Annotated in this window: 17 protein-coding genes and 1 pseudogene; 17 read left to right on the top strand and 1 reads right to left on the bottom strand. The window is 67.4% G+C overall.

The genetic code is table 11. The annotated features are described in order from the left end of the window. From BM252_RS31445 to BM252_RS20090, 6 genes and pseudogenes are all read left to right on the top strand, one after another. Nucleotides 1–246 (top strand): annotated as a pseudogene (locus tag BM252_RS31445) (IS4 family transposase); the annotation flags it as partial. 210 nt (nt 247–456) lie between these two features. Further along, nucleotides 457–1,797: a 23S rRNA (uracil(1939)-C(5))-methyltransferase RlmD gene (gene rlmD, locus BM252_RS20070; protein WP_093389460.1), complete on the top strand. Its 1,341-nt coding sequence runs from the start codon at nt 457–459 to the stop codon at nt 1,795–1,797. 154 nt (nt 1,798–1,951) lie between these two features. After that, nucleotides 1,952–7,783 carry an alpha-2-macroglobulin family protein gene (locus BM252_RS20075; RefSeq protein ID WP_093389461.1) on the top strand — a complete coding sequence of 1,944 codons (5,832 nt, stop codon included), beginning with the start codon at nt 1,952–1,954 and terminating at the stop codon, nt 7,781–7,783. Beyond that, nucleotides 7,780–9,870, top strand: coding sequence for a penicillin-binding protein 1C (gene pbpC, locus BM252_RS20080; protein WP_174900599.1), 2,091 nt, complete (start codon nt 7,780–7,782; stop codon nt 9,868–9,870). The genes BM252_RS20075 and pbpC overlap by 4 nt, the downstream gene beginning before the upstream one ends. 95 nt (nt 9,871–9,965) lie before the next feature. Continuing rightward, nucleotides 9,966–10,142 carry a type II toxin-antitoxin system HicA family toxin gene (locus BM252_RS20085; RefSeq protein WP_093389462.1) on the top strand — a complete coding sequence of 59 codons (177 nt, stop codon included), beginning with the start codon at nt 9,966–9,968 and terminating at the stop codon, nt 10,140–10,142. Between the two features lie 40 nt (nt 10,143–10,182). Then, complete coding sequence (locus BM252_RS20090; RefSeq protein WP_093389463.1) at nt 10,183–10,596, top strand: type II toxin-antitoxin system HicB family antitoxin; 414 nt, start codon at nt 10,183–10,185, stop codon at nt 10,594–10,596. 92 nt (nt 10,597–10,688) lie between these two features. On the opposite strand, the gene BM252_RS20095 is transcribed toward BM252_RS20090, so the two are convergent. Then, nucleotides 10,689–11,375, bottom strand: coding sequence for a Bax inhibitor-1/YccA family protein (locus BM252_RS20095; protein WP_093389464.1), 687 nt, complete (start codon nt 11,373–11,375; stop codon nt 10,689–10,691). A 255-nt stretch (nt 11,376–11,630) separates the two neighbouring features. Here BM252_RS20095 and ndk point away from each other — a divergent pair, with 255 nt between their 5' ends. The 11 genes from ndk to hflX all read left to right on the top strand — a co-directional run bounded on the left by ndk (nt 11,631) and on the right by hflX (nt 22,757). Then, nucleotides 11,631–12,047 carry a nucleoside-diphosphate kinase gene (ndk, locus tag BM252_RS20100; protein WP_093389465.1) on the top strand — a complete coding sequence of 139 codons (417 nt, stop codon included), beginning with the start codon at nt 11,631–11,633 and terminating at the stop codon, nt 12,045–12,047. A gap of 90 nt (nt 12,048–12,137) precedes the next feature. Continuing rightward, entirely contained in the window at nt 12,138–13,322 is a 1,185-nt protein-coding gene (rlmN, locus tag BM252_RS20105; protein ID WP_093389466.1) for a dual-specificity RNA methyltransferase RlmN, read from the top strand. Continuing rightward, nucleotides 13,322–14,149 (top strand): type IV pilus biogenesis/stability protein PilW, encoded by an 828-nt coding sequence (gene pilW, locus BM252_RS20110; protein ID WP_093389467.1) that lies wholly within the window; start codon nt 13,322–13,324, stop codon nt 14,147–14,149. The genes rlmN and pilW overlap by 1 nt, the downstream gene beginning before the upstream one ends. A gap of 13 nt (nt 14,150–14,162) precedes the next feature. Next, complete coding sequence (locus BM252_RS20115) at nt 14,163–15,125, top strand: RodZ domain-containing protein (RefSeq protein ID WP_093389468.1); 963 nt, start codon at nt 14,163–14,165, stop codon at nt 15,123–15,125. A gap of 27 nt (nt 15,126–15,152) precedes the next feature. After that, nucleotides 15,153–16,421 carry a flavodoxin-dependent (E)-4-hydroxy-3-methylbut-2-enyl-diphosphate synthase gene (ispG, locus tag BM252_RS20120; protein WP_093389469.1) on the top strand — a complete coding sequence of 423 codons (1,269 nt, stop codon included), beginning with the start codon at nt 15,153–15,155 and terminating at the stop codon, nt 16,419–16,421. Between the two features lie 20 nt (nt 16,422–16,441). Next, complete coding sequence (hisS, locus tag BM252_RS20125) at nt 16,442–17,800, top strand: histidine--tRNA ligase (protein WP_093389470.1); 1,359 nt, start codon at nt 16,442–16,444, stop codon at nt 17,798–17,800. A 65-nt stretch (nt 17,801–17,865) separates the two neighbouring features. After that, the gene (locus BM252_RS20130; protein ID WP_093389471.1) at nt 17,866–18,519 is read left to right on the top strand and encodes a YfgM family protein; all 654 of its coding nucleotides are present in this window, start codon (nt 17,866–17,868) and stop codon (nt 18,517–18,519) included. Between the two features lie 26 nt (nt 18,520–18,545). Beyond that, complete coding sequence (bamB, locus tag BM252_RS20135) at nt 18,546–19,691, top strand: outer membrane protein assembly factor BamB (protein ID WP_093389472.1); 1,146 nt, start codon at nt 18,546–18,548, stop codon at nt 19,689–19,691. Between the two features lie 6 nt (nt 19,692–19,697). Beyond that, nucleotides 19,698–21,041, top strand: a complete 1,344-nt coding sequence (der, locus tag BM252_RS20140) for a ribosome biogenesis GTPase Der (RefSeq protein WP_093389473.1) — start codon at nt 19,698–19,700, stop codon at nt 21,039–21,041. Nucleotides 21,042–21,203: 162 nt separating this feature from the next. Beyond that, the gene (hfq, locus tag BM252_RS20145) at nt 21,204–21,440 is read left to right on the top strand and encodes an RNA chaperone Hfq (RefSeq protein ID WP_008450615.1); all 237 of its coding nucleotides are present in this window, start codon (nt 21,204–21,206) and stop codon (nt 21,438–21,440) included. A 51-nt stretch (nt 21,441–21,491) separates the two neighbouring features. After that, the gene (hflX, locus tag BM252_RS20150) at nt 21,492–22,757 is read left to right on the top strand and encodes a GTPase HflX (protein ID WP_093389474.1); all 1,266 of its coding nucleotides are present in this window, start codon (nt 21,492–21,494) and stop codon (nt 22,755–22,757) included.

Raw genomic sequence — 22,757 nt, forward strand, 5'->3', positions numbered from 1 at the left:
GCCAACGTCGCCGCCGACGCTCAATGCAACCCCACCGACATCAGCTTCGTCCGTGCATTTCACATCATTCAATACGAACTAACATGGGCCGCCGCGACTCGCGCCTATGGCAAGCTGCCTTCCCTACTACAAAGAATGCGGCAAAGGCTAGTCACAGAACTGACTGTCAAACGACCCGGCCGTCATTTTGACCGGGTCGTCAAATCAAAGGCACAGCGCTACCCATACAAGAAGTCAAAAGCTTAAGTCAACGGCATTAGGGTCAGACCCTAGGGTCTGACCCTGGCTCTGCGCCTGTGGGTGGTTTGGGAGTCGCCACATTTCCTTCGCATTGCCAAAATTGCAATCAATATCGGCCTTCCGATATCTGATATCATATGCCCCGCTTTGAGCGCCCGAAACGGCCCGGCAGCCCCTGCCGGCGCGCGCGCCCGCCCACCTCCAACACTGAACGCTATGCAAGAAAATATCATCGACATCAAATCGCTGGACATGGACGCCCGTGGCGTTGGCCATCTGCGCAACGAGGACGGCAGCCAGGGCAAGGTGGTCTTTGTCGAGGGCGCGTTGCCGGGCGAGCGGGTCAGCTTCGTCAGCTTCAAGCGCAAGAAGAACTGGGAAATGGCCAACATGACCGAGCTGCTGCGCGAGTCCTCGCTGCGGGTCAAGCCGCCCTGCGTACACTACGACAACTGCGGCGGCTGCTCGATGCAGCACCTGGAGCCGACCGCCCAGGTCGCCATCAAGCAGCGCGTGCTGGAGGACAACCTGCAACACATCGGCAAGGTCCGTCCGCAGCACGTGATGCGGCCGATGTACGGCCCGACCTGGGGCTACCGCTTCCGCGCCCGCCTGTCGGTGCGCTTCGTGCCGCGCCGCAACGAGGCGGTGGTCGGCTTCCGCGAGAAGAAGTCGACCTACATCGCCGACATGGACAGCTGCATGATTTTGCCGCCGCACGTCTCGGCCATGCTGCTGCCGCTGCGCGCGCTGGTCACCTCGCTGTCGCTGCGCGAACAGATCCCGCAGATCGAGGTGGCGGTGGGCGAGGACGTCACCGCCCTGGTGCTGCGCAACATGGCCGCGCTCACGGCCGACGACGAGAACAAGCTCAAGGCCTTCGCCGACCAGCACCAGGTGCAATGGTGGTTGCAGAGCAAGGGGCCGGAGAGCGCCGTGCCGTTCTATCCGCTGGACAAGCAGCTGCACTACCTGCTGCCCGAGTTCGGCGTGCGCATGCCGTTCAAGCCGGTCGACTTCACCCAGGTCAACCACCTGATCAACCGCGTGCTGGTGGGCAAGGCCTTGCGCCTGCTCGAGGTGCAGCCGACCGACCGCGTCGCCGACCTGTTCTGCGGCCTGGGCAACTTCACCCTGCCGCTGGCGACCCAGGCGCGCGAGGTGGTCGGCATCGAGGGCCTGACCACGCTGACCGAGCGCGCGCTCGACAACGCCAACGTCAACGGCCTGTCGGCCAAGACCAGCTTCTCGACGCGCAACCTGTTCGAGATCACCGCCGAAGACCTGGCCGTGCTGGGCAAGTTCGACCGCATGCTGATCGACCCGCCGCGCGACGGCGCCATGGCGGTCTGCGAGGCGCTCGCCGAGCTCAAGCTGAGCCACCCGGACATGCTGCCCAAGCGCATCGTCTACGTGTCGTGCAGCCCGTCGACCCTGGCGCGCGACGCCGGCATCCTGTGCAACACGGCCGGCTACGTGCTGAGCAAGGCCGGCGTGGTCAACATGTTCCCGCACACCTCGCACGTCGAGTCGATGGCGGTGTTCGACCTGGCCTGAGGCGCCGTGCCTTTTTGGTAAGCTGATTTGTTTTGCAAGCTCCATTGACAGGGCTTGCGCTCTTTGTAACACTGGCTTGGTCCGCTCATCGCCGCCAAGCCAGTTTGCTTTCCAGACCTTCCGCGCGGCATGACCACCCCACCACGGAGTTGGAATGTCCCAGTCGCCCCAGGCTCGCGCCGTCTTGTTTTCCCGCTTTCCCCATATTCCCCTTGTTCGCCGTCTGACGCCGCTGCTGGCCGCGCTGGCGCTGCTGTGCGCGCACGCGCCGGCGGCCCAAGCTCAGCCCCAGGCCCAGGCTAAACCCCAGCCGCCGGCTGTGCCCGCTCCGGCGGCGCCGGCCAGCGTCGAATCGTTCTCGCCCAGCGGCACCATCAAGCAAGTGCGCCAAGTGCAGGCGCGCTTCTCGGCGCAGATGGTGGCCTTCGGCGACCTGCGCCTGGACGCACCGTTCACCATCGACTGTCCCGAGCAGGGCAGCGGCCGCTGGATCGACGGGCGCAACTGGAGCTACGACTTCGTGCGCGACCTGCCGGCCGGCGTCTCCTGCAGCTTCACCCTGAAGGCCGGCCTGCGCGACCTGGCCGGCGCCGAACTGGCTGGCAGTCAAAAGTTCAGCTTCAACACCGGCGGCCCGGCCATCGTCGAGTCGCTGCCGCGCGAGGGCGGCGAGGTCGACGAGCAGCAGATCTTCGTGCTCGGCCTGGACGCGCCGGCGCGCGCCGCCGACGTCGAGGCGCATGCCTACTGCCGCGCCGACGGCATCAACGAGAAGATTCCCGTGCGCCGCCTGGTCGGCGCCGAGCGCGAGCAGATCCTGGCGCAGCGCAAGCAGTTCGTCGACCGTTATCTGAACCTGTACTTCCGCGCCCGTGGCGTGGTCTGGCGCGCCAGCGTCGGCGTGCGCGACAAGCGCCTCGAGCAGATGCCGCTCGAGCTGCTGCAGTGCCGCCGCAGCCTGCCGGCCAAGGCCGCCGTGTCGCTGGTGTGGGGCGCCGGCATCGCCAGCGAGAGCGGCATCGCCAACCAGAAGGAGCAGACGCTGGCCTACCGCACGCGGCCCGACTTCACCGCCACCTTCAGCTGCGACCGGCCCAGCGCCAAGGGCGACTGCATCCCCTTCCTGCCGGCGCGGCTGAATTTCTCCGCGCCGGTGCGGCTGGCCGACGCGCTGGCCGTGCGCCTGGGCGCGCCGGGCGGCAAGAGCTTCCGCGCCAGCGTGGGCGACGACGAGAAGAAGGCCGAATTCGTCAGCGGCGTCAGCATCGCCGGCCCCTTCCCGGAGCAGGCCAAGCTGACGCTGACCCTGCCGGCCAAGCTGAAGGACGACGCCGGCCGGCCGCTGCTCAACCACGCCCGCTTCCCGCTGACGGTGCGCACCGGAGCGCAGCCGCCGCTGGTCAAGTTCCCGGCCCGTTTCGGCGTCATCGAGGCGCGCGGCGACCGCCTGCTGCCGGTCACCGTGCGCAATGTGGAGGCCGGCCTACCGACCCAGCTGGCCAAGGTGTCCGGCAGCGCCGTCGGCGGCGCCATGCTGCGCGTGGCCGACCAGCAGGACCAGCAGATCATCGACTGGCTCAAGCGCCTGACCGGGCGCACCGGCGGCGGCTGGCAAGCGGGCGAGTTGTACGGCCAAGACCTGTACCAGCCCATGCTGGCCGGCCACAAGGACGGCGCCGTCGAGCGCTTCACGCTGCCCAAGCCGGGCGGCAAGCGCGCCTTCGAGGTGATCGGCATCCCGCTGCGCAAGCCGGGCTTCTACGTGGTCGAACTGGCCAGCCCGCTGTTGGGCGGCGCGCTGAGCGGCAAGCCGCGCACCGCCTACGTCAACGCGGCGGCGCTGGTGACCAACCTGGTGGCCCACTTCAAGCACGGCGCCGAGTCCTCGCTGGTGTGGGTCACCTCGCTCGACAAGGGCCGGCCGGTGGCCGGCGCCAAGGTGGCGGTGCGCGACTGCGCCGGCAAGCCGCTGTGGCAGGGCAGCACCGACGCCAATGGCGTGGCCAACATCCGCCAGGAGCTGGCCCGCTTCTCCTGCGGCTACAACGACAGCTACTTCATCAGCGCCCGCAGCGGCGCCGACATGACCTTCACGCTGTCGGACTGGAACCGGGGCATCGAAGCCTGGCGCTTCAACCTGCCGACCGACGACGTCCGCGCCGACAACACCATCGCCGCCACCGTGTTCGACCGGACGCTGCTGCGCGCCGGCGAGACGGTGCACATGAAGCACTTCCTGCGCCGCCACGTCGCCGCCGGCCTCGCGCTGGCCGGCGCCGGCAAGGCGCCGGACAAGATGTTCATCCTGCACGAGGGCAGCGAGCAGCGCTACGAGCTGCCGCTCAGCTGGCGCCACGGCGCCGCCGACAACAGCTGGCCGATTCCGGCCGAGGCCAAGCAGGGCTGGTACAGCGTGCTGCTGGACGGCCGCATGGCCGGGCGCTTCCGCGTCGAGCAGTTCCGCGTGCCGACCATGAAGGCGCTGCTGCAGGGGCCGAAAACGCCGGCCGTGCTGGCCGCCAAGCTGGACCTGGACGTGCAGCTCAGCTACTTGTCCGGCGGCGCGGCGGCCGGCGCGCCGGTCAAGCTGCGCACGGTGATCGAACCCTACGCCGCCAGCTTCCCCGACTACGACGGCTTTAGCTTCAGCGCCGGCGACGTCAAGGCCGGCGTGGAGAAGAGTGGCGCCGTGTTCGACGACGACGAGGGCATGTTCGAGGAGGAGGGCGGGCGCGCCGGCAGTGCCAACGACGCCGACGCCGAGGCCGACGCGCCGAAGAGCGGCGCCGTGCGCACGCGCAGCCTGACCCTGGACGGCGCCGGCGGCGCCCGCGTCAGCATCGACCAGCTGCCGCAGGCGGCCACGCCGCGCAATCTGCTGGCCGAGCTGAGCTACCAGGACGCCAACGGCGAAACGCTGTCGGTGGCCACCCGTGTTCCCTTGTGGCCGTCGAGCTACCAGATCGGCATCGCGCCGGACGGCTGGGTGCTGAGCAAGGACGCGCTGAAGTTCCAGGTGGTGGTGCTCGACCTGCAGGGCCGGCCGGTGGCCGACGCGCCGGTCAGCGTCGACCTGTTCCAGCGCATGAACTACTCGCACCGCCGCCGCCTGATCGGCGGCTTCTACGCCTACGAGAACAGCAGCGAGATCAAGGCGCTGGGCGCCGCCTGCGAGGGCCGCACCGACCAGCGCGGCCTGCTGCTGTGCCAGACCAAGGCGGCCGCCTCGGGCAACCTGATCCTGCGCGCCCGCACCGAGGACGCCGCGCACCACGCCGCCACCACCCATATCGACACCTGGGTGGCCGACGGCGACGACTGGTGGTTCAAGGCCAGCGACAACGACCGCATCGACCTGCTGCCGGAGAAGAAGCGCTACGAGCCGGGCCAGCAGGCCAGCTTCCAGGTGCGCATGCCGTTCCGCCAGGCCACCGCGCTGGTGACGGTCGAGCGCGAGGGCGTCATCGACAGCTATGTGCGTGCGCTGTCGGGCAAGGCGCCCACCTTCAGCATTCCGATCAAGGCGCAGTACGCGCCCAACGTCTACGTCTCGGCGCTGGTGGTGCGCGGCCGCGTCGCCGGCGCGGCGCCGACCGCGCTGGTCGACCTGGGCAAGCCGGCCTACAAGCTGGGCATCACGCCGCTGCGCGTGGGCTGGGCCGGCAACGAATTGAAGGTGCAGGTCAGCGCCGACAAGGCCGTCTACAAGGTGCGCGAGAAGGCCAGCGTGGCCGTGCGCGTGACGCGCGCCGACGGCTCGCCGGTGCCGGCCGGCGCCGAGGTGGCGCTGGCTGCGGTCGACGTCGGCCTGCTCGAACTGATGCCCAACGCCAGCTGGGAGCTGCTGGAGGCGATGATGCAGCAGCGCAGCCTGCAGGTGCAGACCGCCACCGCGCAAATGCAGGTGGTGGGCAAGCGCCACTTCGGCCGCAAGGCGGTGGCGCCGGGCGGCGGCGGCGGCAAGGGCGGCGGCCGCGAACTGTTCGACACGCTGCTGTTCTGGCAGGCCCGCGTCGCGCTCGACGGCAGGGGCGAGGCCACCGTGCAGGTGCCGCTCAACGATTCGCTGACGGCCTTCCGCATCGTCGCCGTCGCCAGCGCCAACGCCGACCTGTTCGGCACCGGCAAGACCGAGGTGCGCAGCTCGCAGGACTTGATGCTGTTGTCCGGCCTGCCGGCGCTGGTGCGCGAGGGCGACCGCTTCCAGGCCGGCTTCACGCTGCGTAACACCAGCGACGCCGAGATGCAGGTCGAGCTGGCCGCCAGCGCTGCCGGCAAGGCGCTGCCGGCGCAGAAACTGACGCTGGCCGCCGGCCAGGCGCGCGAGGTCGGCTGGGATTATCTGGTGCCGCTCGGCGTGGCCGAACTGGCCTGGGACGTCAGCGCCAAGGTGGTCGGTGCCGACGGCGCCGGCGACCGCCTGCGCGTCAAGCAGAAGGTCAAGCCGGCGGTGCCGGTGCAAACCATCCAGGCCACGCTGTTGCAGCTCGATGGCCCGCAGTCCATGCAGGTGCGCATGCCGGCCGACGCCCAACCGGGCCGTGGCGGCCTGCGCACCTTGTTCAGCGCGCGGCTGGGCAGTGACCTGCCCGGCGTGCGCGAGTACATGACCATGTATCCCTACACCTGCTTCGAGCAGAACACCTCGCGCGCCATCGCCCTGCGCGACGCCGCCATGTGGGAGCACCAGGCCGCCAGCCTGCCGGCGCACATGGACAGCGACGGCCTGGTCAAATATTTTTCGCTGATGGAGCGGGGCAGCGACAGCCTGACCGCCTACGTGCTGTCGGCGGTGCAGGAGGCCGGCTATCCGATTCCGCCTGAACTCAAGGGCCGCATGGAGGAGGCGCTGCTCGGCTTCGTCCACGGCCGCGTGCTGCGCAATTCGGCGCTGGCCACGGCCGACCTGGCGGTGCGCAAGCTGGCCGCGCTGGAGGCGCTGTCGCGCTCCGGCCGGGTCGGCGACGCCGAGCTGGAGTCGTTCTCGCTGGAGCCGAACCTGTGGCCGACGTCGGCGGTGATCGACTGGTATCTGATCCTGCAGCGCAGCCCCAAGCTGGCGCAGCGCGATACGCGCATGGCGCAGGCGCAGCAGATCCTGCGCGCCCGCCTCAACCTGCAGGGCACCACCATGACCTTCTCCACCGAGCGCAGCGACAACTGGTGGTGGTTGATGTCCTCGGCCGACGCCAACGCCAACCGCCTGCTGCTGGCCATGGCCGACAATCCGGCCTGGCGCGCCGACATGGGCCGGCTGGCGCGCGGCAGCCTGGGCCGCCAGCGTCGCGGCCACTGGGACACCACCGTCGCCAACGCCTGGGGCGTGCTGGCGCTGGACGCCTTCTCGCGCAAGTTCGAGGCGACGCCGGTGACCGGCGCGGCCAGCGCCAGCGTCGGCGGCGTGTCCGCCAGCGCGACCTTGGACGCGGCGCATCCCACCGCCAGCGTCATGCTGCCTTGGCCGCGCGGCGCGGCCGACCTGGCCTTCAAGCATGGCGGCGCCGGCAAGCCCTGGGTGACGGTGCAAAGCCTGGCGGCGATCCCGCTGAAGGCGGCGCTGAGCACCGGCTACCGCATCAGCAAGACCATCACCCCGGTCGAGCAGAAGACGCCGGGCGTCTGGTCGCGCGGCGACATCTACCGCGTCCACCTGGATCTGGAGGCGCAGTCGGACATGACCTGGGTGGTGGTCGACGACCCCATCCCGGCCAGCGCCAGCGTGCTCGGCACCGGCCTGGGCCGCGATTCGACCATCGCCACCAGCGGCGAGCGGCAGCGCGGCTGGGTCTGGCCGGCCTTCCAGGAGCGCAGCTTCGAGGCCTTCCGCAGCTACTACGAGTTTGTACCGAAGGGGAAGTGGAGCGTCGAATACACCGTGCGGCTCAACAACGCCGGCCAGTTCAACCTGCCACCTACCCGCGTCGAGGCGATGTACAGCCCCGAGATGTTCGGCCTGCTGCCCAACGCGGCGTTGGGCGTCAAATGAGCCTGCGGGTGACAGCCGCTCTGGTGCCGGCGCTGCTGGCGCTGGCCGTCGGCCATGTCGGCGCCGCCGTGCCCACCCCGCAGCAGGTGAGGGCGGACTACCGCTCCTCCGACGCAGAGCTGCTCGACCGCCACGGCGAACCGCTGCAATCGCTGCGCATCGACCTGGCTGCGCGCCGCCTGCGTTGGGTGGCGCTGGCCGACATATCGCCGGCGCTGCCGCTGGCCGTGCTGCAGGCCGAGGACCAGCGCTTCATGCAGCACGACGGCGTCGACCTGAAGGCGATGGGCCAGGCCGCCTGGGACAACCTGTTCCGCAGCCGGCCGCGCGGCGCCTCCACCTTGACGATGCAGCTGGCGGCCCAGCTCGACCCGGCCCTGCGCGGCGGTGCGGCCGGCCGCAGCTGGGGCCAGAAGTGGGACCAGATCCAGGCCGCCCGCGAGTTGGACGCCGCCTGGAGCAAGGCCGAGATCCTTGAAGCCTATTTGAACCTGGTGTCGTTCCGTGGCGAGTTGCAGGGCGTCGGCGCGGCCGCGCGCGGCCTGTTCGGCAAGGCGCCGTCCGGCCTGGACGTGGCCGAGTCGGCGATCCTGGCCAGCCTGCTGCGCGCGCCCGGCGCCGCGCCCAAGCTGGTGGCCAAGCGCGCCTGCGCGCTGGCGCGCGAGCTGAAGCCCGGCGCCAACTGCGGCGCCATCGAAAACACCACCGTCGTCGCGCTGAGCCGGCCGCTCAGCTACACGGCGCCGCCGGCGGCCCAGCAAGTGGCGCGCCAGCTGCTGCGCGGCGCTGGCCCGGCCACCCGCAGCACGCTCGACGGCGCCTTGCAGCGCTACGCCCTCGACACTCTGCGCCGCCACCTGATGGCGCTGCGCGCCCGCAACGTCAACGACGGCGCCGTGGTGGTGCTCGACAACGCCAGCGGCGACATCCTGGCCTGGGTCGGCAACGCCGGCGGCAGCGAGGTCGATGGCGTGCTGGCGCTGCGCCAGGCCGGCTCGACGCTCAAACCCTTCCTCTACCAGCTGGCCATCGAACGCGGCCAGCTGACCGCCGCCTCGCTGCTCGACGACAGCGCGCTCGACGTCAGCACCGACGGCGGCCTCTACGTGCCGCAAAACTACGACCGCCAGTTCAAGGGCTACGTCAGCGTGCGCACCAGCCTGGCCAGCTCGCTCAACGTGCCGGCCGTGCGCACCCTGCAAATGGCCGGCCTGGACCGCTTTCACGAGCGCCTGCGCGCGCTCGGCCTGGACAGCCTGGGCGAGCCGGCCGACTACTACGGCTACTCGCTGGCGCTCGGCTCGGCCGAGGTCAGCCTGCTCGAACTGAGCAACGCCTACCGCACCCTGGCCAACGGCGGCCTGTGGAGCGCCACCGGCCTGCTGCCACGGGCCGCCGCGCCGCGCCGCCGCGTGCTCGACGTGCGCGCCAGCTTCATCGTCGGCGACATCCTGTCCGACCGCGCCGCGCGCAGCCTGACCTTCGGCCTGAGCAACGAGCTGGCCACCGGCTTCTGGAGCGCCGTCAAGACCGGCACCAGCAAGGACATGCGCGACAACTGGTGCGTCGGCTACACCGACCGCTACACCGTCGGCGTCTGGGTCGGCAACTTCGACGGCCAGTCGATGTGGGACGTCTCCGGCGTCACCGGCGCGGCGCCGGTCTGGCACGACGTGGTCGACTATCTGCACCGCCAGCGCCCCGGCAAGGCGCCGCCGGCGCCGCCCGGCGTGCTGCGCCAGGCGCTGAGCTACCGGCCGGCCTTCGAGCCGGCGCGCGTCGAATGGTTCCTCAAGGGCAGCGAGAGCGCCGTCGTCGAGCTGGCCGGGCAGGGCGGCCGGGCGCCGCGCATCAGCTATCCGGCGCCGGCCAGCATCATCGCCATCGACCCGGACATCCCGCCGGCCAGCCAGCGCGTGCTGTTCCAGGCGCAGGCGGCGGCCGGCCTGCGCTGGCGCCTGGACGGCGCCGACCTCGGCCCGGCCGGCGCCGACCACGCCTGGCAGCCGGTGGCCGGCCCGCACCAACTGGCGCTGGTCGACGCCGACCAGCAGGTGGTCGACACCATGCGTTTCGAGGTGCGCTAGCCGCATTTGGTGCCGCGCCACCGCGCCGGAAATCGTTTGCGCATGTAATCAATTTTGGGTACATTTGATCTGTTTGGACAAACTGCGGAGGCGCCGTGAAGCAGAGTGAGTTTGTCAGGTGGCTCAAGCAGTTTGGGGCGACGTTCGAAGATGGTCGCAACCATGTGAAAGTCAGACTGAACGGCAAGACCAGCTTCCTTCCCAGGCATCCAGCGAAAGAACTCAAAACCGGACTGGTCGAATCTGTCAAAAAACAGCTTAACTTGAAGTAATGCGTCTCCACCAGGGAGGCGGAATTAGGGGGGGGGGCTTATGAAATATCCTGCATGCTTCACGCCGGAAACGGGCGGTTTCGTCGTCACCTTCCGCGACATCCCGGAGGCGGTGACGCAAGGTGACGATGCTGATGAGGCGTTTGCGATGGCCAAGGACGTGCTGCTCGCATCGATGGAGGTCTATTTCGACGAGAAACGCCAAGTCCCGCCGCCATCGGCCGCACTGCCCGGCGAGCGTTTGATCCCTCTGCCGGCAAGCATCGCGGTCAAAGTGTTGTTGCTGAACGAAATGTTGGCCCAGGCGGTAATTCCCGCCGAACTGGCTCGGCGTATGCTCACTACCCGTCAAGAGGTCAATCGCTTGATCGACTTGACGCATACCACGCGCATCGATCGGATCGAAGACGCGATGACCGCGTTGGGTAGGGATTTGCAGTTGACCGTCGTCTGATCGGCGCCCGCCGCGAGTTCCCGCACTGTTGAATGCTTTGCCCAAGAAAAAAGCCGGCGCGAGGCCGGCTTGGTGTGCTGCGTAGAAACCGCCTAGTCGCGGCTGCCGCCGCCGAAGCCCAGCAGCGACAACAGGCTGGTGAAGATGTTGTAGACGTCGAGGTACAGGCTCAGCGTGGCGCGCACGTAGTTGGTCTCGCCGCCGTTGACGATCTGCTGCACGTCGTACAGGATGTAGGCCGAGAAGATGGCGATGGCGATCACCGAGATGGTGATCGACAGCGCCGACATGCCCAGGAAGATGTTGGCGACCGAGGCCAGCAACAGCACGATGACGCCGGCGAACAACCACTTGCCCATCGCCGAGAAGTCGCGCTTGGACACGGTGGCCACGCTGGCCAGCACGGCGAACACGGTGGCCGTGCCGCCGAAGGCGGTCATGATCAGGAAGCCGCCGTTGGCGTAGCCGAGCGTGCGCGTCAGCAGCGGCGTCAGCATCAGGCCCATGAAGAAGGTGAAGCCGAGCAGCAGGGCGACGCCCAGGCCGCTATCCTTGTTCTTCTCGATGGCCCAGATGAAGCCGAAGGCGACGCCGAGGAACAGCAGCGCGCCCATGCCGCCGCCCAGCATCGGCACGTGGAAGGCGACGCCGATCACGGCGCCCAGCACGGTCGGGATCATCGACAGGGCCAGCAGCCAATAGGTGTTGCGCAGCACATTGTGGCGCACCGCCGCCTGGCGGTTGCCGCTCAGGTCATAGGTATTTTGTAAGTTCATCATGCCTCCAATTCGTTGGTTCAGGGTACAGCGTGATAAAAGCATAGCACGTTGGGGCAAAAGCGCGCAAAATCGGCGTCAAATTGCCCGCCGCCAAGGGTTTCCTATAGGTAAAATCGGCCCGGCGACGGCGCAAACATCGGGCGCGCCGCCCTTGTCTAGTCCAATATCGGATAGATGGGGTGTTCTATGGTAAAATCAAAGGTTGATTGAGCTATCAATTTTGTTTTAAACCTTTCTTTTTATTGGAGTTTTTAAATGGCTATCGAACGCACCCTGTCGATCATCAAACCTGACGCAGTTGCAAAAAACGTCATCGGTCAAATCTACAGCCGTTTTGAAGGCGCTGGCCTGAAAATCGTTGCAGCCCGCATGACCCAGCTGTCGCGCGAAGAGGCCGAAGGCTTCTACGCCGCCCACAAAGAGCGCGGTTTCTTCAAGGATCTGGTTGACTTCATGGTCTCCGGTCCTGTCATGATCCAAGCCCTGGAAGGCGAAAACGCCGTTCTGGCCCACCGCGACCTGATGGGCGCGACCGATCCGAAGAAAGCAGAAAAAGGCACCATCCGCGCCGATTTCGCCGAATCGATCGACGCTAACGCCGTGCACGGTTCCGACGCTGTCGACGCCGCTAAAGTTGAAATCGCCTACTTCTTCCCAGAAGCCAAAGCGTAATTATTGACGGCCTTCGGGCCGTGGCAGTACCCCGTTCCCGCCGCGCTGCGCGCGCGGGAACGAGTTTTTTTGAACTGAATTGAGCCTGCAATGAGCACGACCACGAACGCCACCCTGACCAACTTGCTGGATCTCGATCCCGCGCAGCTCATCGCCTATTGCGCCGAGTTGGGAGAGAAGCCGTTCCGCGCCAAGCAATTGCAGCGCTGGATACACCAATTTGGCGCCGCCGACTTCGACTCGATGACCGACCTGGCCAAGTCGCTGCGCGACAAGCTGGCCACCCGCGCCGAAGTGCGCGCGCCGGCCGTCATCAGCGACCACACCTCGACCGACGGCACGCGCAAGTGGCTGGTCGACGTGGGCAACGGCAACGCCGTCGAAACCGTGTTCATTCCGGAAGACAACCGCGGCACGCTGTGCATCTCGACCCAGGCCGGCTGCGCCGTCAACTGCCGCTTCTGCTCGACCGGCAAGCAGGGCTTCAACCGCAACCTGAGCGTGTCCGAGATCATCGGCCAGCTGTGGATGGCCGAGTTCGAGCTGCGCCGCACCAAGGGCATCGAGCCCGGCCCCAAGGGCGAACGACAAATCACCAACGTGGTCATGATGGGCATGGGCGAGCCGCTGCTGAACTTCGAGCCGACCGTCACCGCCCTCAAGCTGATGCTCGACGACAACGCCTACGGCCTGTCGCGCCGCCGCGTCACCCTGTCGACCTCGGGCGTGGTGCCGATGATGGACAAGCTGTCGCAGGAGGTGCCGGTGGCGCTGGCCGTGTCGCTGCACGCCTCGAACGACCCGCTGCGCGACGGCCTGGTGCCGCTCAACAAGAAGTACCCGCTCAAGGAGCTGGTGGCCGCCTGCAAACGCTACCTGGAGTTCGCCCCGCGCGACTTCATCACCTTCGAATACTGCATGCTCGACGGCGTCAACGACTCCGACGAGCACGCCCGCGAGCTGGTCGCCCTGGTGCAGGACCGCCAGCACGGCGTCAACTGCAAGTTCAACCTGATTCCGTTCAACCCCTTCCCGGAGTCGGGCCTGCTGCGCTCGAAGAATCCGCGCATCAAGGCCTTCGCCCAGGTGCTGATGGACGCCGGCATCGTCACCACCATCCGCAAGACGCGCGGCGACGACATCGACGCCGCCTGCGGCCAGCTGGCCGGCGAGGTGCAGGACCGCACCCGGGTAGTGGAGCGCATGGAGAAAATGGCCGAGTACCAGCAAAAGTTCGGCGCCGACTTCGGCAAGATCGTGGAAATCCGCTCCTGATGACGGTCCTGGCGCACCGCTGCCGCCTCTGCCTGGCCGCGCTCGGCCTGGCCGGGTTGCTGGCCGGCTGCGCCGCGCCCGGCGCGGGGGAGGCGCGCGGCCAGAGCGGCAAGGCCGAGCTGACCACCGCCTCGGACCAAACCTCGGCCCAGCGCCGTGCGGAAATCCGCATGCAACTGGCGGTGGGTTACTATGAGCAGGGCCAGTACACGGTGGCGCTCGACGAGGTCAAGCTGGCCCTGGCGGCCGACCCCGACTACGCCGACGGCTACGGCATGCGCGGCCTGATTTACATGGCCATGGGCGAGACCGGCCTGGCCGGGGACAACTTCACGCGCGCCCTCAAGCTGGCGCCGGACAATCCCGACCTGGCCAATAATTACGGCTCCTTCCTGTGCCAAAACGGCCGGGTGGACGAGGCGATGCGGTATTTCGACGCGGCCCTGAAGAACCGCGCCTACGCCTCGCCGGCCAAGGCCCTGAACAATGCCGGCTCCTGCGCGCTGAAGCGCAAGGACTACGCCGGCGCGGAACAATATCTGCTGCAGGCGTTGCAGTTGACGCCGGACCTGGCGGCGACCAACGCCAACCTGGCGCGCGTGTACTATGTGCGGCGCGACTACCAGCGGGCCGGGTTTTTCATTTCCCGGCTGGGCAAGACAGCAAAGATGGAGAGCATGACGGCCGATGTGCTGTGGCTCGCGATTAAGGTGCAGCATCAGCTCGGCGATGCGGGCGCGGAAGCTGGTTGGGCGACGCAATTGCGCCGCCACCACGCCGGCTCGGCCGAGTATGCTGCTTATCAACGTGGGGCGTTTGATGAGTGAAACAGGGATACCAATGAATTCAGAGTGGGCAGAACAGCCAAAGGACCAGGGCAGCAGCCTGGCCACGCCCGGAGCACAACTGGCGGCCCAGCGCGAAGCGATGGGCTGGTCGGTCGAGCAGATCGCCGACCAATTGAAACTGGCGCCGCGCCAGGTGGTCGCCCTTGAAGCGGGCGACTTCGCCGCGCTGCCCAACATGGCGGTGGTGCGCGGTTTCGTGCGCGCCTACGCCAAGGTGGTCAAGCTGGACGCCACGCCGCTGGTGGCGATGATCGAGGTCGGCACGCCGCCCAGCGCCGAGGCCGCCCCGGTCCGCCGCGAGATCGCCGCCACCTTCACCGAGTCGCGCTTCCCCTCGCTGACCGAGCGCTCCAGCAAGCCGGCCGGCTGGCTGGTCGGCGCCGTCGCCGTGGCCGTGGTGGCCGCCGCCGGCGCCTACGCCTACCACGCCGGGCTGGTTTCGCCGGCCATGTTCAGCCGCGCCGACAAGGACGCCAGCGCCTCGGCGCAGGCCGAGAAGCCGGCCGACAAGCCGGCCGAAATTGCCCCGCTCGAGACCACGCTGGTCAAGCCGGGCCAGGAGACCGCGCCCATGCAGTCGATCTCCGTGCCCTTGATTTCCGTCGCGCCGCCGGGCGGCACCGCCGCCACGCCGGCATCGGCGCCGGCGCCGGCCGCCGCGCCGGCCGCCGCCACCCCGGCGCCGGCCGCCGCCACCCCGGCGCCGGCCGCCGCCGCCGGCAGCACGCTGGTGCTGAAGGTCAACCAGGACTCGTGGATCGAGATCCGCCGTCCCGGCGCCGCCGCGCTGATTTCGCGCCTGGTCAAGGCCGGCAACACCGAAACCTTCGAGATCAAGGACCCGGCGTTGCTGATCGTCGGCAAACCGACCGGCGTCGAGGCGACGCTGGGCGGCACGCCGCTGGCGCTGCCGCCGGTGGCCGGCGGCACCATCTCGCGCGTCAACATCAAGTAAGCAACCGTTAGCCAAACAGCCAAGATTATGTCTTCTACGCAAACAGCCATCCCCTCCGGACCGTCCCCGCGCGGCGCCCGCCGCCGCGTGCTGGTGGCGCACGGCAGCCGCCAGATCTGGGTGGGCGGCGACGCGCCCGTGGTGGTGCAGTCGATGACCAACACCGACACCGCCGACGCCGTCGGCACGGCGATCCAGATCAAGGAGCTGGCGCGCGCCGGCTCCGAGCTGGTGCGCCTGACGGTGGACCGGCCCGAGGCGGCCGCCGCCGTGCCCTACATCCGCGAACAGCTCGACAAGATGGGCGTCGACGTGCCCCTGGTCGGCGACTTCCACTACAACGGCCACACGCTGCTCAACGACTATCCCGACTGCGCCCGCGCGCTGTCGAAGTACCGCATCAACCCGGGCAACGTCGGCAAGGGCGCCAAACGCGACAGCCAGTTCGCCCAAATGATCGAAGTGGCCGCGCGCTACGACAAGCCGGTGCGCATCGGCGTCAACTGGGGCAGCCTGGACCAGGCGCTGCTGGCCCGCATCATGGACGAGAACGCCGGTCGCGCCGAGCCGTGGAGCGCCCAGGCCGTCATGTACGAGGCGCTGATCACCTCGGCCATCGAGAACGCCGTGCGCGCCGAGGAGCTGGGCCTGGGCCGCGACAAGATCATCCTGTCGTGCAAGGTTTCCGGCGTACAAGACCTGATCGCCGTCTACCGCGAGCTGGCGCGCCGCTGCGACTACCCGCTGCACCTGGGCCTGACCGAGGCCGGCATGGGCAGCAAGGGCATCGTCGCCTCGACGGCGGCGCTGTCGGTGCTGCTGCAAGAGGGCATCGGCGACACCATCCGCATCTCGCTCACGCCCGAGCCGGGCGGCGACCGCTGCAAGGAGGTGGTGGTCGGCCAGGAGATCCTGCAAACCATGGGCCTGCGCAAGTTCACCCCGATGGTGATCGCCTGCCCGGGTTGCGGCCGCACCACCTCGACCACCTTCCAGGAGCTGGCCGACAACATCCAGACCTATCTGCGCGAGCAGATGCCGGAATGGAAGAAGAGCTATCCGGGCGTCGAGGCGATGAACGTGGCCGTGATGGGCTGCATCGTCAACGGCCCCGGCGAATCGAAGCACGCCAACATCGGCATCAGCCTGCCCGGCACCGGCGAGTCGCCGGCCGCGCCGGTGTTCGTCGACGGCCAGAAGTTCGCCACCCTGCGCGGCGAGCGCATCGTCGAGGAGTTCCAGGCCATCGTGCTGGACTACGTGCAAAGCAACTACGGCAAGACCGTCACCGCATAAAAAGAATAGAAGAGAAGACCATGTCCGAAATTAAAAAAGAAAAAGCCGAGAAGATTGTCGCCGTCAAAGGCATGAACGACGTCCTGCCGGGCGACGCCCACCTGTGGGAACTGTTCCAGAACACCGCCCAGTCGGTGGTGCAGAGCTACGGCTTCCAGCAGATCCGCACGCCCATCGTCGAGAACACCGCGCTGTTCGCCCGCGCCATCGGCGCCGTCACCGACATCGTCGAGAAGGAAATGTACTCCTTCACCGACTCGATGAACGGCGACCAGCTGACCCTGCGCCCCGAGGGCACCGCCGGCGTGGTGCGCGCCGTGCTCGAGCACAACCTGGTCTACGAGGGCCCCAAGCGCCTGTGGTACACCGGCCCGATGTTCCGCCACGAGAAGCCGCAGCGCGGCCGCTACCGCCAGTTCTTCCAGTTCGGCTGCGAGGCCGTCGGCTTCAACGGCCCGGACATCGACGCCGAAATGATCATGCTGTGCCGCCGCCTGTGGGACGACCTGGGCCTGGAAAACATCCGCCTCGAGCTGAACTCGATCGGCGACGCCGAGGAGCGCGCGCGCCACCGCGTCGACCTGATCGCCTACCTGGAGTCGCACGAGACCCTGCTCGACGCCGAGGCCAAGCGCCGCCTGCACACCAATCCGCTGCGCATCCTCGACACCAAGAACCCGACCATGCAGGAGATGGTCAACGGCGCGCCCAAGCTGCTCGACTACCTGGGCGAGGAGTCGCTGGCCCACTTCAACGGCGTGCGCAAGATTCTCGACCACAACAACATCCCCTACGTGATCAACCCGCGCCTGGTGCGCGGCATCGACTACTACAACCGCACCGTGTTCGAGTGGGTCACCGACGAGCTGGGCGCCCAGGGCACCGTGTGCGCCGGCGGCCGCTACGATCCGCTGATCCAAATGTTCGGCGGCAAGCCGACGCCCGCCGTCGGCTTCGCCATGGGCATCGAACGCCTGATCGAGTTGATGAAGGCGGCCGGCGAGCCGGACCAGCCGAACCAGTGCGACGTCTACCTGGTGCACCAGGGCGAGCAAGCCCAGCTGCAAGCCTTCGTGCTGGGCGAGCGCATCCGCGACGCCGGCCTCGACGTGGTCATGCACGCCTCGACCGCCAACGGTCCCGGCAGCTTCAAGACGCAGATGAAGAAGGCCGACGGCAGCGGCGCCGCCTTCGCCGTCATCCTCGGCGAGGACGAGGTGGCCAACCATTCGGCCAGCGTCAAGGCGATGCGGGCGGAGGAGGGCGAGCAGCAGCAATCGACCGTTCCCTTCGACGACGTGGTCGACTTCCTGGTCGACCAGATCACCGGCGGCGACAACCACCACTACCATGTGCACGACGAGAACTGCAAGCACTAGGCAGACCAGCAGTCCAGCAGTCCATTAGCAAGCACGATCCACTAACCTTTACCTGACCAATACTCATGGCATACGATCTCGAAGAACAAGAACAACTGGCGACCCTTAAAGCGTGGTGGAACCAGTATGGCAACCTGACTTCCTGGGTGCTGATCGCGGGCATGGCCGCCTACTCGGGCTGGACCGGCTGGAACTACTACCAGGGCAAGCAGGCGGCCCAGGCCTCGGCGCTGTACGACGAGGTGCAGCACGCCATGCAGGGCAAGGACAACGCCAAGGTGCAGCGCGCCGCCGGCGACATGCAGAGCCGCTTCGCCGGCACCGCCTACGCGCCGATGAGCGCGCTGACGGCCGCCAAGAGCGCCTTCGAGGCGGGCGACATGAAGGCCGCCAAGGCCCAGCTGCAATGGGCCGCCGAGCACGGCGAGGAAGAGATCAAGGCGCTCGCCAAGCTGCGCCTGGCCGGCGTGCTGCTCGACGAGAAGGCCTACGACGAGGCGCTCAAGGTGCTGGCCGGCGACACGACGGCGCAGTTCGCCGGCGCCGTGGCCGACCGCAAGGGCGACATCCTGGTGGCGCAGAACAAGCTGGTCGAGGCGCGCGCCGCCTACCAGGCCGCGCTGGCGGCGATCGACAAGAAGAACCCGGGCCGCCGCCTGATCGAGTTGAAGTTCGAAGCCATCGGCGGCACCGTGCCGGCCGACCAGGCCGCCGCGTAATCGAAGTCCAGAACAAGGTTAAACTTATGCGTATTACCGGAATAGTTGTTGGTGCAGGCCTGCTGGCGTTGACGGCCGGTTGCAGTTCGCTCAATCCGTTCGCCACCAAGGATCCGAAGACCCAACCGGCGCCGCTGGTCGAGCTCAAATCCAGCATCGCCGTGCGCACGGCGTGGAAATACTCGGTCGGCAAGGCCGGCGTGGCGGTGTTCTCGCCGGCGCTGGCCGGCGACAGCCTGTTCGTCGCCAGCGCCGACGGCGCCATCGCCCGCCTCGACGCGGCCAGCGGCAAGGAACAATGGCGCGTCAAGGCCGGTTCCGACCTGACCGCCGGTGTCGGCAGCGACGGCAACGTGGTCGCCGTGGGCGGCACCAAGGGCGCCATCCTGGCCTTCGACGGCAGCGGCAAACCCTTGTGGAAGGCGCAGGCCTCGAGCGAGGTGCTGTCGGCGCCGGTGGTGGGCGGCGGCGTGGTGGTCGTGCGCAGCGTCGACAACCGCATCACCGCGTTCGAAGCCAAGACCGGCGCGCGGCGCTGGACGGTGCAGCGCACCACGCCGGCCCTGACCCTGCGCAACGCGCCGGGCATGGTGGTCGACGGCGCCAACGTCTACGTCGCCCAGCCGGGCGGCAAGCTGCTGGCGCTGACCCTGGCGGCCGGCGTGCCGCGCTTTGAAGTCGTGGTCGGCGAGCCGCGCGGCGCCACCGAACTGGAACGCGTCACCGACATCGCCGGCATGCCGGTGGTGTTTGAAAAAGACGTCTGCGTGGTCTCCTACCAGGGCCGGGTCGGTTGCTTCGACTCCACCACCGGGGTGGCGCGCTGGACCAAGGACACCTCGTCCGACACCGGCGTGGCCGTCGACCAGCGCTTTGTCTTCGTCGCCGACGACAAGGGCGCCGTCTCCGCCTACAGCCGCGAAGGCGGACAGAGCGCATGGAAAAACGACAAGCTGGCCCTGCGCCGCTTGTCTACCCCGCTGTCGTACGGTCGCGCAGTCGCGCTCGGCGACTACCAGGGTTACATCCACTTCCTGTCACGGGAAGATGGAGCTTTAATAGGTCGCGTCAGCACCGACGGCAGCCCGATTCAATCGGTACCCGTCATCGCCGGCACGAATTTGATTTTTCAAACCCAATCAGGGACAGTGACCGCTCTCGCGGTCGAGTAATACTAAATGAAGCCGGTAATCGCACTAGTGGGTCGACCCAATGTTGGGAAATCGACCTTATTCAATCGTCTGACCCGCTCGCGCGACGCGCTGGTGGCGGACTTGCCTGGGTTGACGCGTGATCGTCACTATGGCGAGGGCCGTGTCGGCGAACGTCCCTTCCTCGTCATCGACACGGGCGGCTTCGAGCCGGTCGCCAAGGAAGGCATCATGTTCCAGATGGCGCTGCAGACCAAGCAGGCCGTCGCCGAAGCCGACGTCGTCATCTTCCTGGTCGACGGCCGCCAAGGCCTGACGCCGCACGACAAGACCATCACCGACTTCCTGCGCAAGAGCGGTCGTCCGGTGCTGTTGGTGGTCAACAAGTCGGAGGGCATGCGCTACACCGCCGTGGTGTCCGAGTTCTACGAGCTCGGCCTGGGCGACCCCTACGCCATCTCGTCGGCGCACGGCGACGGCGTCGTCGACCTGGTCGACGAGGCGCTCAACCTGGCCTTCGCCCAGCGTCCGGACGAGCCGGAGGAGTTGGAGAAGGTCGACCGCGGCATCAAGATCGCCCTGGTCGGCCGGCCCAACGTCGGCAAGTCGACCCTGATCAACACCCTGCTCGGCGAGGAGCGCGTGATCGCCTTCGACATGCCGGGCACCACCCGCGACTCGATCGAGATCCCCTTCGAGCGCGAGGGCAAGCAGTACACGCTGATCGACACGGCCGGTATCCGCCGCCGCGGCAAGGTGTTCGAGGCGATCGAGAAGTTCTCGGTGGTCAAGACGCTGCAATCGATCTCCGAGGCCAACGTGGTCGTGCTGCTGCTCGACGCGCAACAGGACATCTCCGAGCAGGACGCCCACATCGCCGGCTTCGTGCTCGAGACCGGCCGCGCGCTGGTGGTGGCCGTCAACAAGTGGGACGGCCTGCGCTCGGACGAGCGCGACGAGATCAAGATCGACATCGACCGCAAGCTCGATTTCCTCTCCTTCGCCAAGACGCACTTCATCTCGGCGCTGAAGTCGCAGGGCATCGGTCCGCTGATGAAGTCGCTCGACGCCGCCTACGCGGCGGCCATGGCCGACCTGTCGACGCCGAAGCTGACGCGCGCCCTGATCGAGGCGGTGGAGAAGCAGGAGCCGCGCCGCAAGGGTTCGATCCGACCCAAGCTGCGCTACGCCCACCAGGGCGGCATGAACCCGCCCGTCATCGTCATCCACGGCAACGCCCTGGACGCCGTCGGCGAGCCCTACAAGCGCTACCTGGAGAAGCACTTCCGCGACACCTTCGCCCTGGTCGGCACGCCGCTGCGCATCGAATTGCGCACCGGTAAGAATCCATTCAACAAAACGCAGAAATAGTATGATTTATGCAGGTGCGCCCTGCAAAGAAGGCGAAAACAGGTTACAGTAGCCTCAAAGCATCACTCTCCCGGTGGGAGAGTGGTGTTTCTGCACTAGGAAGCACTTGAAATCGAGCGAATCGCCTCCAATTCCTACACAACAACATAAAACGGAGCTGTTATGAGCAACAAAGGGCAACTGTTACAAGACCCATTCCTCAATGCCTTGCGCAAAGAGCATGTTCCTGTCTCGATCTACCTGGTCAACGGCATCAAGCTGCAGGGCCATATTGAATCCTTCGACCAATACGTCGTTTTGCTGCGCAACACCGTCACCCAGATGGTCTACAAGCACGCCATTTCGACCGTGGTGCCGGCCCGCGCCGTCAACCTCAACATCGAATCCGAAGCGGAATAAGCGATTGCGCCATCCGCACCACCGCCTCCCAGCCTCCCGTCTGAACGCCCCATGCGCGCAGCTTTAGTCGGCGTCGACTTCGGCCAAGGCGACTTCGCCGCCAGTGTCGAGGAACTGCAGTTGCTGGCCCGATCGGCCGGGGCCGATCCGGTCACGACCATCACGGCCAAGCGCTCCAGTCCCGACGCGGCCTATTTCGTCGGCAGCGGCAAGGCCGACGAGATCGGCCTGTCCGTGCTCGACCACGGCGTCGAGATCGTCATTTTCAACCACGCCCTGTCGCCGGCCCAGCAGCGCAATCTGGAAAAGCGCCTGAACATCCGCGTGCTCGACCGCACCAGCCTGATCCTCGACATCTTCGCGCAACGCGCCAAGAGCCACGAGGGCAAGCTGCAGGTCGAGCTGGCCCAGCTGCAACACTTGGCCACCCGGCTGATTCGCGGCTGGACCCACTTGGAACGGCAAAAGGGCGGTATCGGTCTGCGCGGTCCCGGCGAGACCCAGCTCGAGACCGACCGCCGGCTGATCGGCGAGCGCGTCAAGGCGCTGCGCGCCCGTCTCGACAAGCTGCGCAAGCAGCACGAGACGCAGCGCCGCGCCCGTGGCCGCAGCCAGACCTTCTCGGTCTCGCTGGTCGGCTACACCAACGCCGGCAAGTCGACCCTGTTCAACGCGGTGACCAAGGCCGGCGTGTACGTCGCCGACCAGTTGTTCGCCACGCTCGACACGACCTCGCGCCGGGTCTACATGGGCCAGGACGTCGGCAACGTGGTGATCTCGGACACGGTCGGCTTCGTGCGCGAACTGCCGCACCAGCTGGTGGCGGCCTTCCGCGCCACGCTGGAGGAGACCATCCACGCCGACCTGCTGCTGCACGTGGTCGACGCTTCGTCGCCCTCGCGCATGGAGCAGATCGAACAGGTCAACCTGGTGCTCAAGGAGATCGGCGCCGACCACATTCCGCAGATTCTCGTGTGGAACAAGATCGACGCCGCCGGCCTCGAGCCGCTGGTCGAACGCAACGAGGAGGGCGGCCTGTCGCGCGTCTTCATCAGCGCCCACACCGGCGCCGGCCTGGACCTGCTGCGCGACGCCATCGTCGAGTCGGCCAAGAAGGCGCCCGGCGCCCAGCACTTGTACACCGAGGGCGGCGGCGCCGACCTGCAGCGCGAGTGGCAGGACTGGCAGAGCCAGCAAGACCAGGAACAGCAGGATTTGCAGGACCAGGATTTGACGGACGAGCGCGACCCGGACCAGGCTGACGAAGCTGGCGGGCCGGATAGTATTCCAACCATCACTCATGTCGGATCACATTAG

The sequence above is a fragment of the Rugamonas rubra genome (assembly GCF_900114705.1).
Lineage (GTDB): Bacteria > Pseudomonadota > Gammaproteobacteria > Burkholderiales > Burkholderiaceae_D > Rugamonas > Rugamonas rubra.

Coding starts and splice junctions, on each gene's coding strand:
- ispG (WP_093389469.1), top strand. CDS start 15,153: ATGTCTTCTACGCAAACAGCCATCCCCTCCGGACCGTCCCCGCGCGGC.
- pbpC (WP_174900599.1), top strand. CDS start 7,780: ATGAGCCTGCGGGTGACAGCCGCTCTGGTGCCGGCGCTGCTGGCGCTG.
- BM252_RS20095 (WP_093389464.1), bottom strand. CDS start 11,375: ATGATGAACTTACAAAATACCTATGACCTGAGCGGCAACCGCCAGGCG.
- rlmN (WP_093389466.1), top strand. CDS start 12,138: ATGAGCACGACCACGAACGCCACCCTGACCAACTTGCTGGATCTCGAT.
- hfq (WP_008450615.1), top strand. CDS start 21,204: ATGAGCAACAAAGGGCAACTGTTACAAGACCCATTCCTCAATGCCTTG.
- hisS (WP_093389470.1), top strand. CDS start 16,442: ATGTCCGAAATTAAAAAAGAAAAAGCCGAGAAGATTGTCGCCGTCAAA.
- BM252_RS20090 (WP_093389463.1), top strand. CDS start 10,183: ATGAAATATCCTGCATGCTTCACGCCGGAAACGGGCGGTTTCGTCGTC.
- BM252_RS20115 (WP_093389468.1), top strand. CDS start 14,163: ATGAATTCAGAGTGGGCAGAACAGCCAAAGGACCAGGGCAGCAGCCTG.
- ndk (WP_093389465.1), top strand. CDS start 11,631: ATGGCTATCGAACGCACCCTGTCGATCATCAAACCTGACGCAGTTGCA.
- hflX (WP_093389474.1), top strand. CDS start 21,492: ATGCGCGCAGCTTTAGTCGGCGTCGACTTCGGCCAAGGCGACTTCGCC.
- der (WP_093389473.1), top strand. CDS start 19,698: ATGAAGCCGGTAATCGCACTAGTGGGTCGACCCAATGTTGGGAAATCG.
- rlmD (WP_093389460.1), top strand. CDS start 457: ATGCAAGAAAATATCATCGACATCAAATCGCTGGACATGGACGCCCGT.
- pilW (WP_093389467.1), top strand. CDS start 13,322: ATGACGGTCCTGGCGCACCGCTGCCGCCTCTGCCTGGCCGCGCTCGGC.
- bamB (WP_093389472.1), top strand. CDS start 18,546: ATGCGTATTACCGGAATAGTTGTTGGTGCAGGCCTGCTGGCGTTGACG.
- BM252_RS20130 (WP_093389471.1), top strand. CDS start 17,866: ATGGCATACGATCTCGAAGAACAAGAACAACTGGCGACCCTTAAAGCG.
- BM252_RS20075 (WP_093389461.1), top strand. CDS start 1,952: ATGTCCCAGTCGCCCCAGGCTCGCGCCGTCTTGTTTTCCCGCTTTCCC.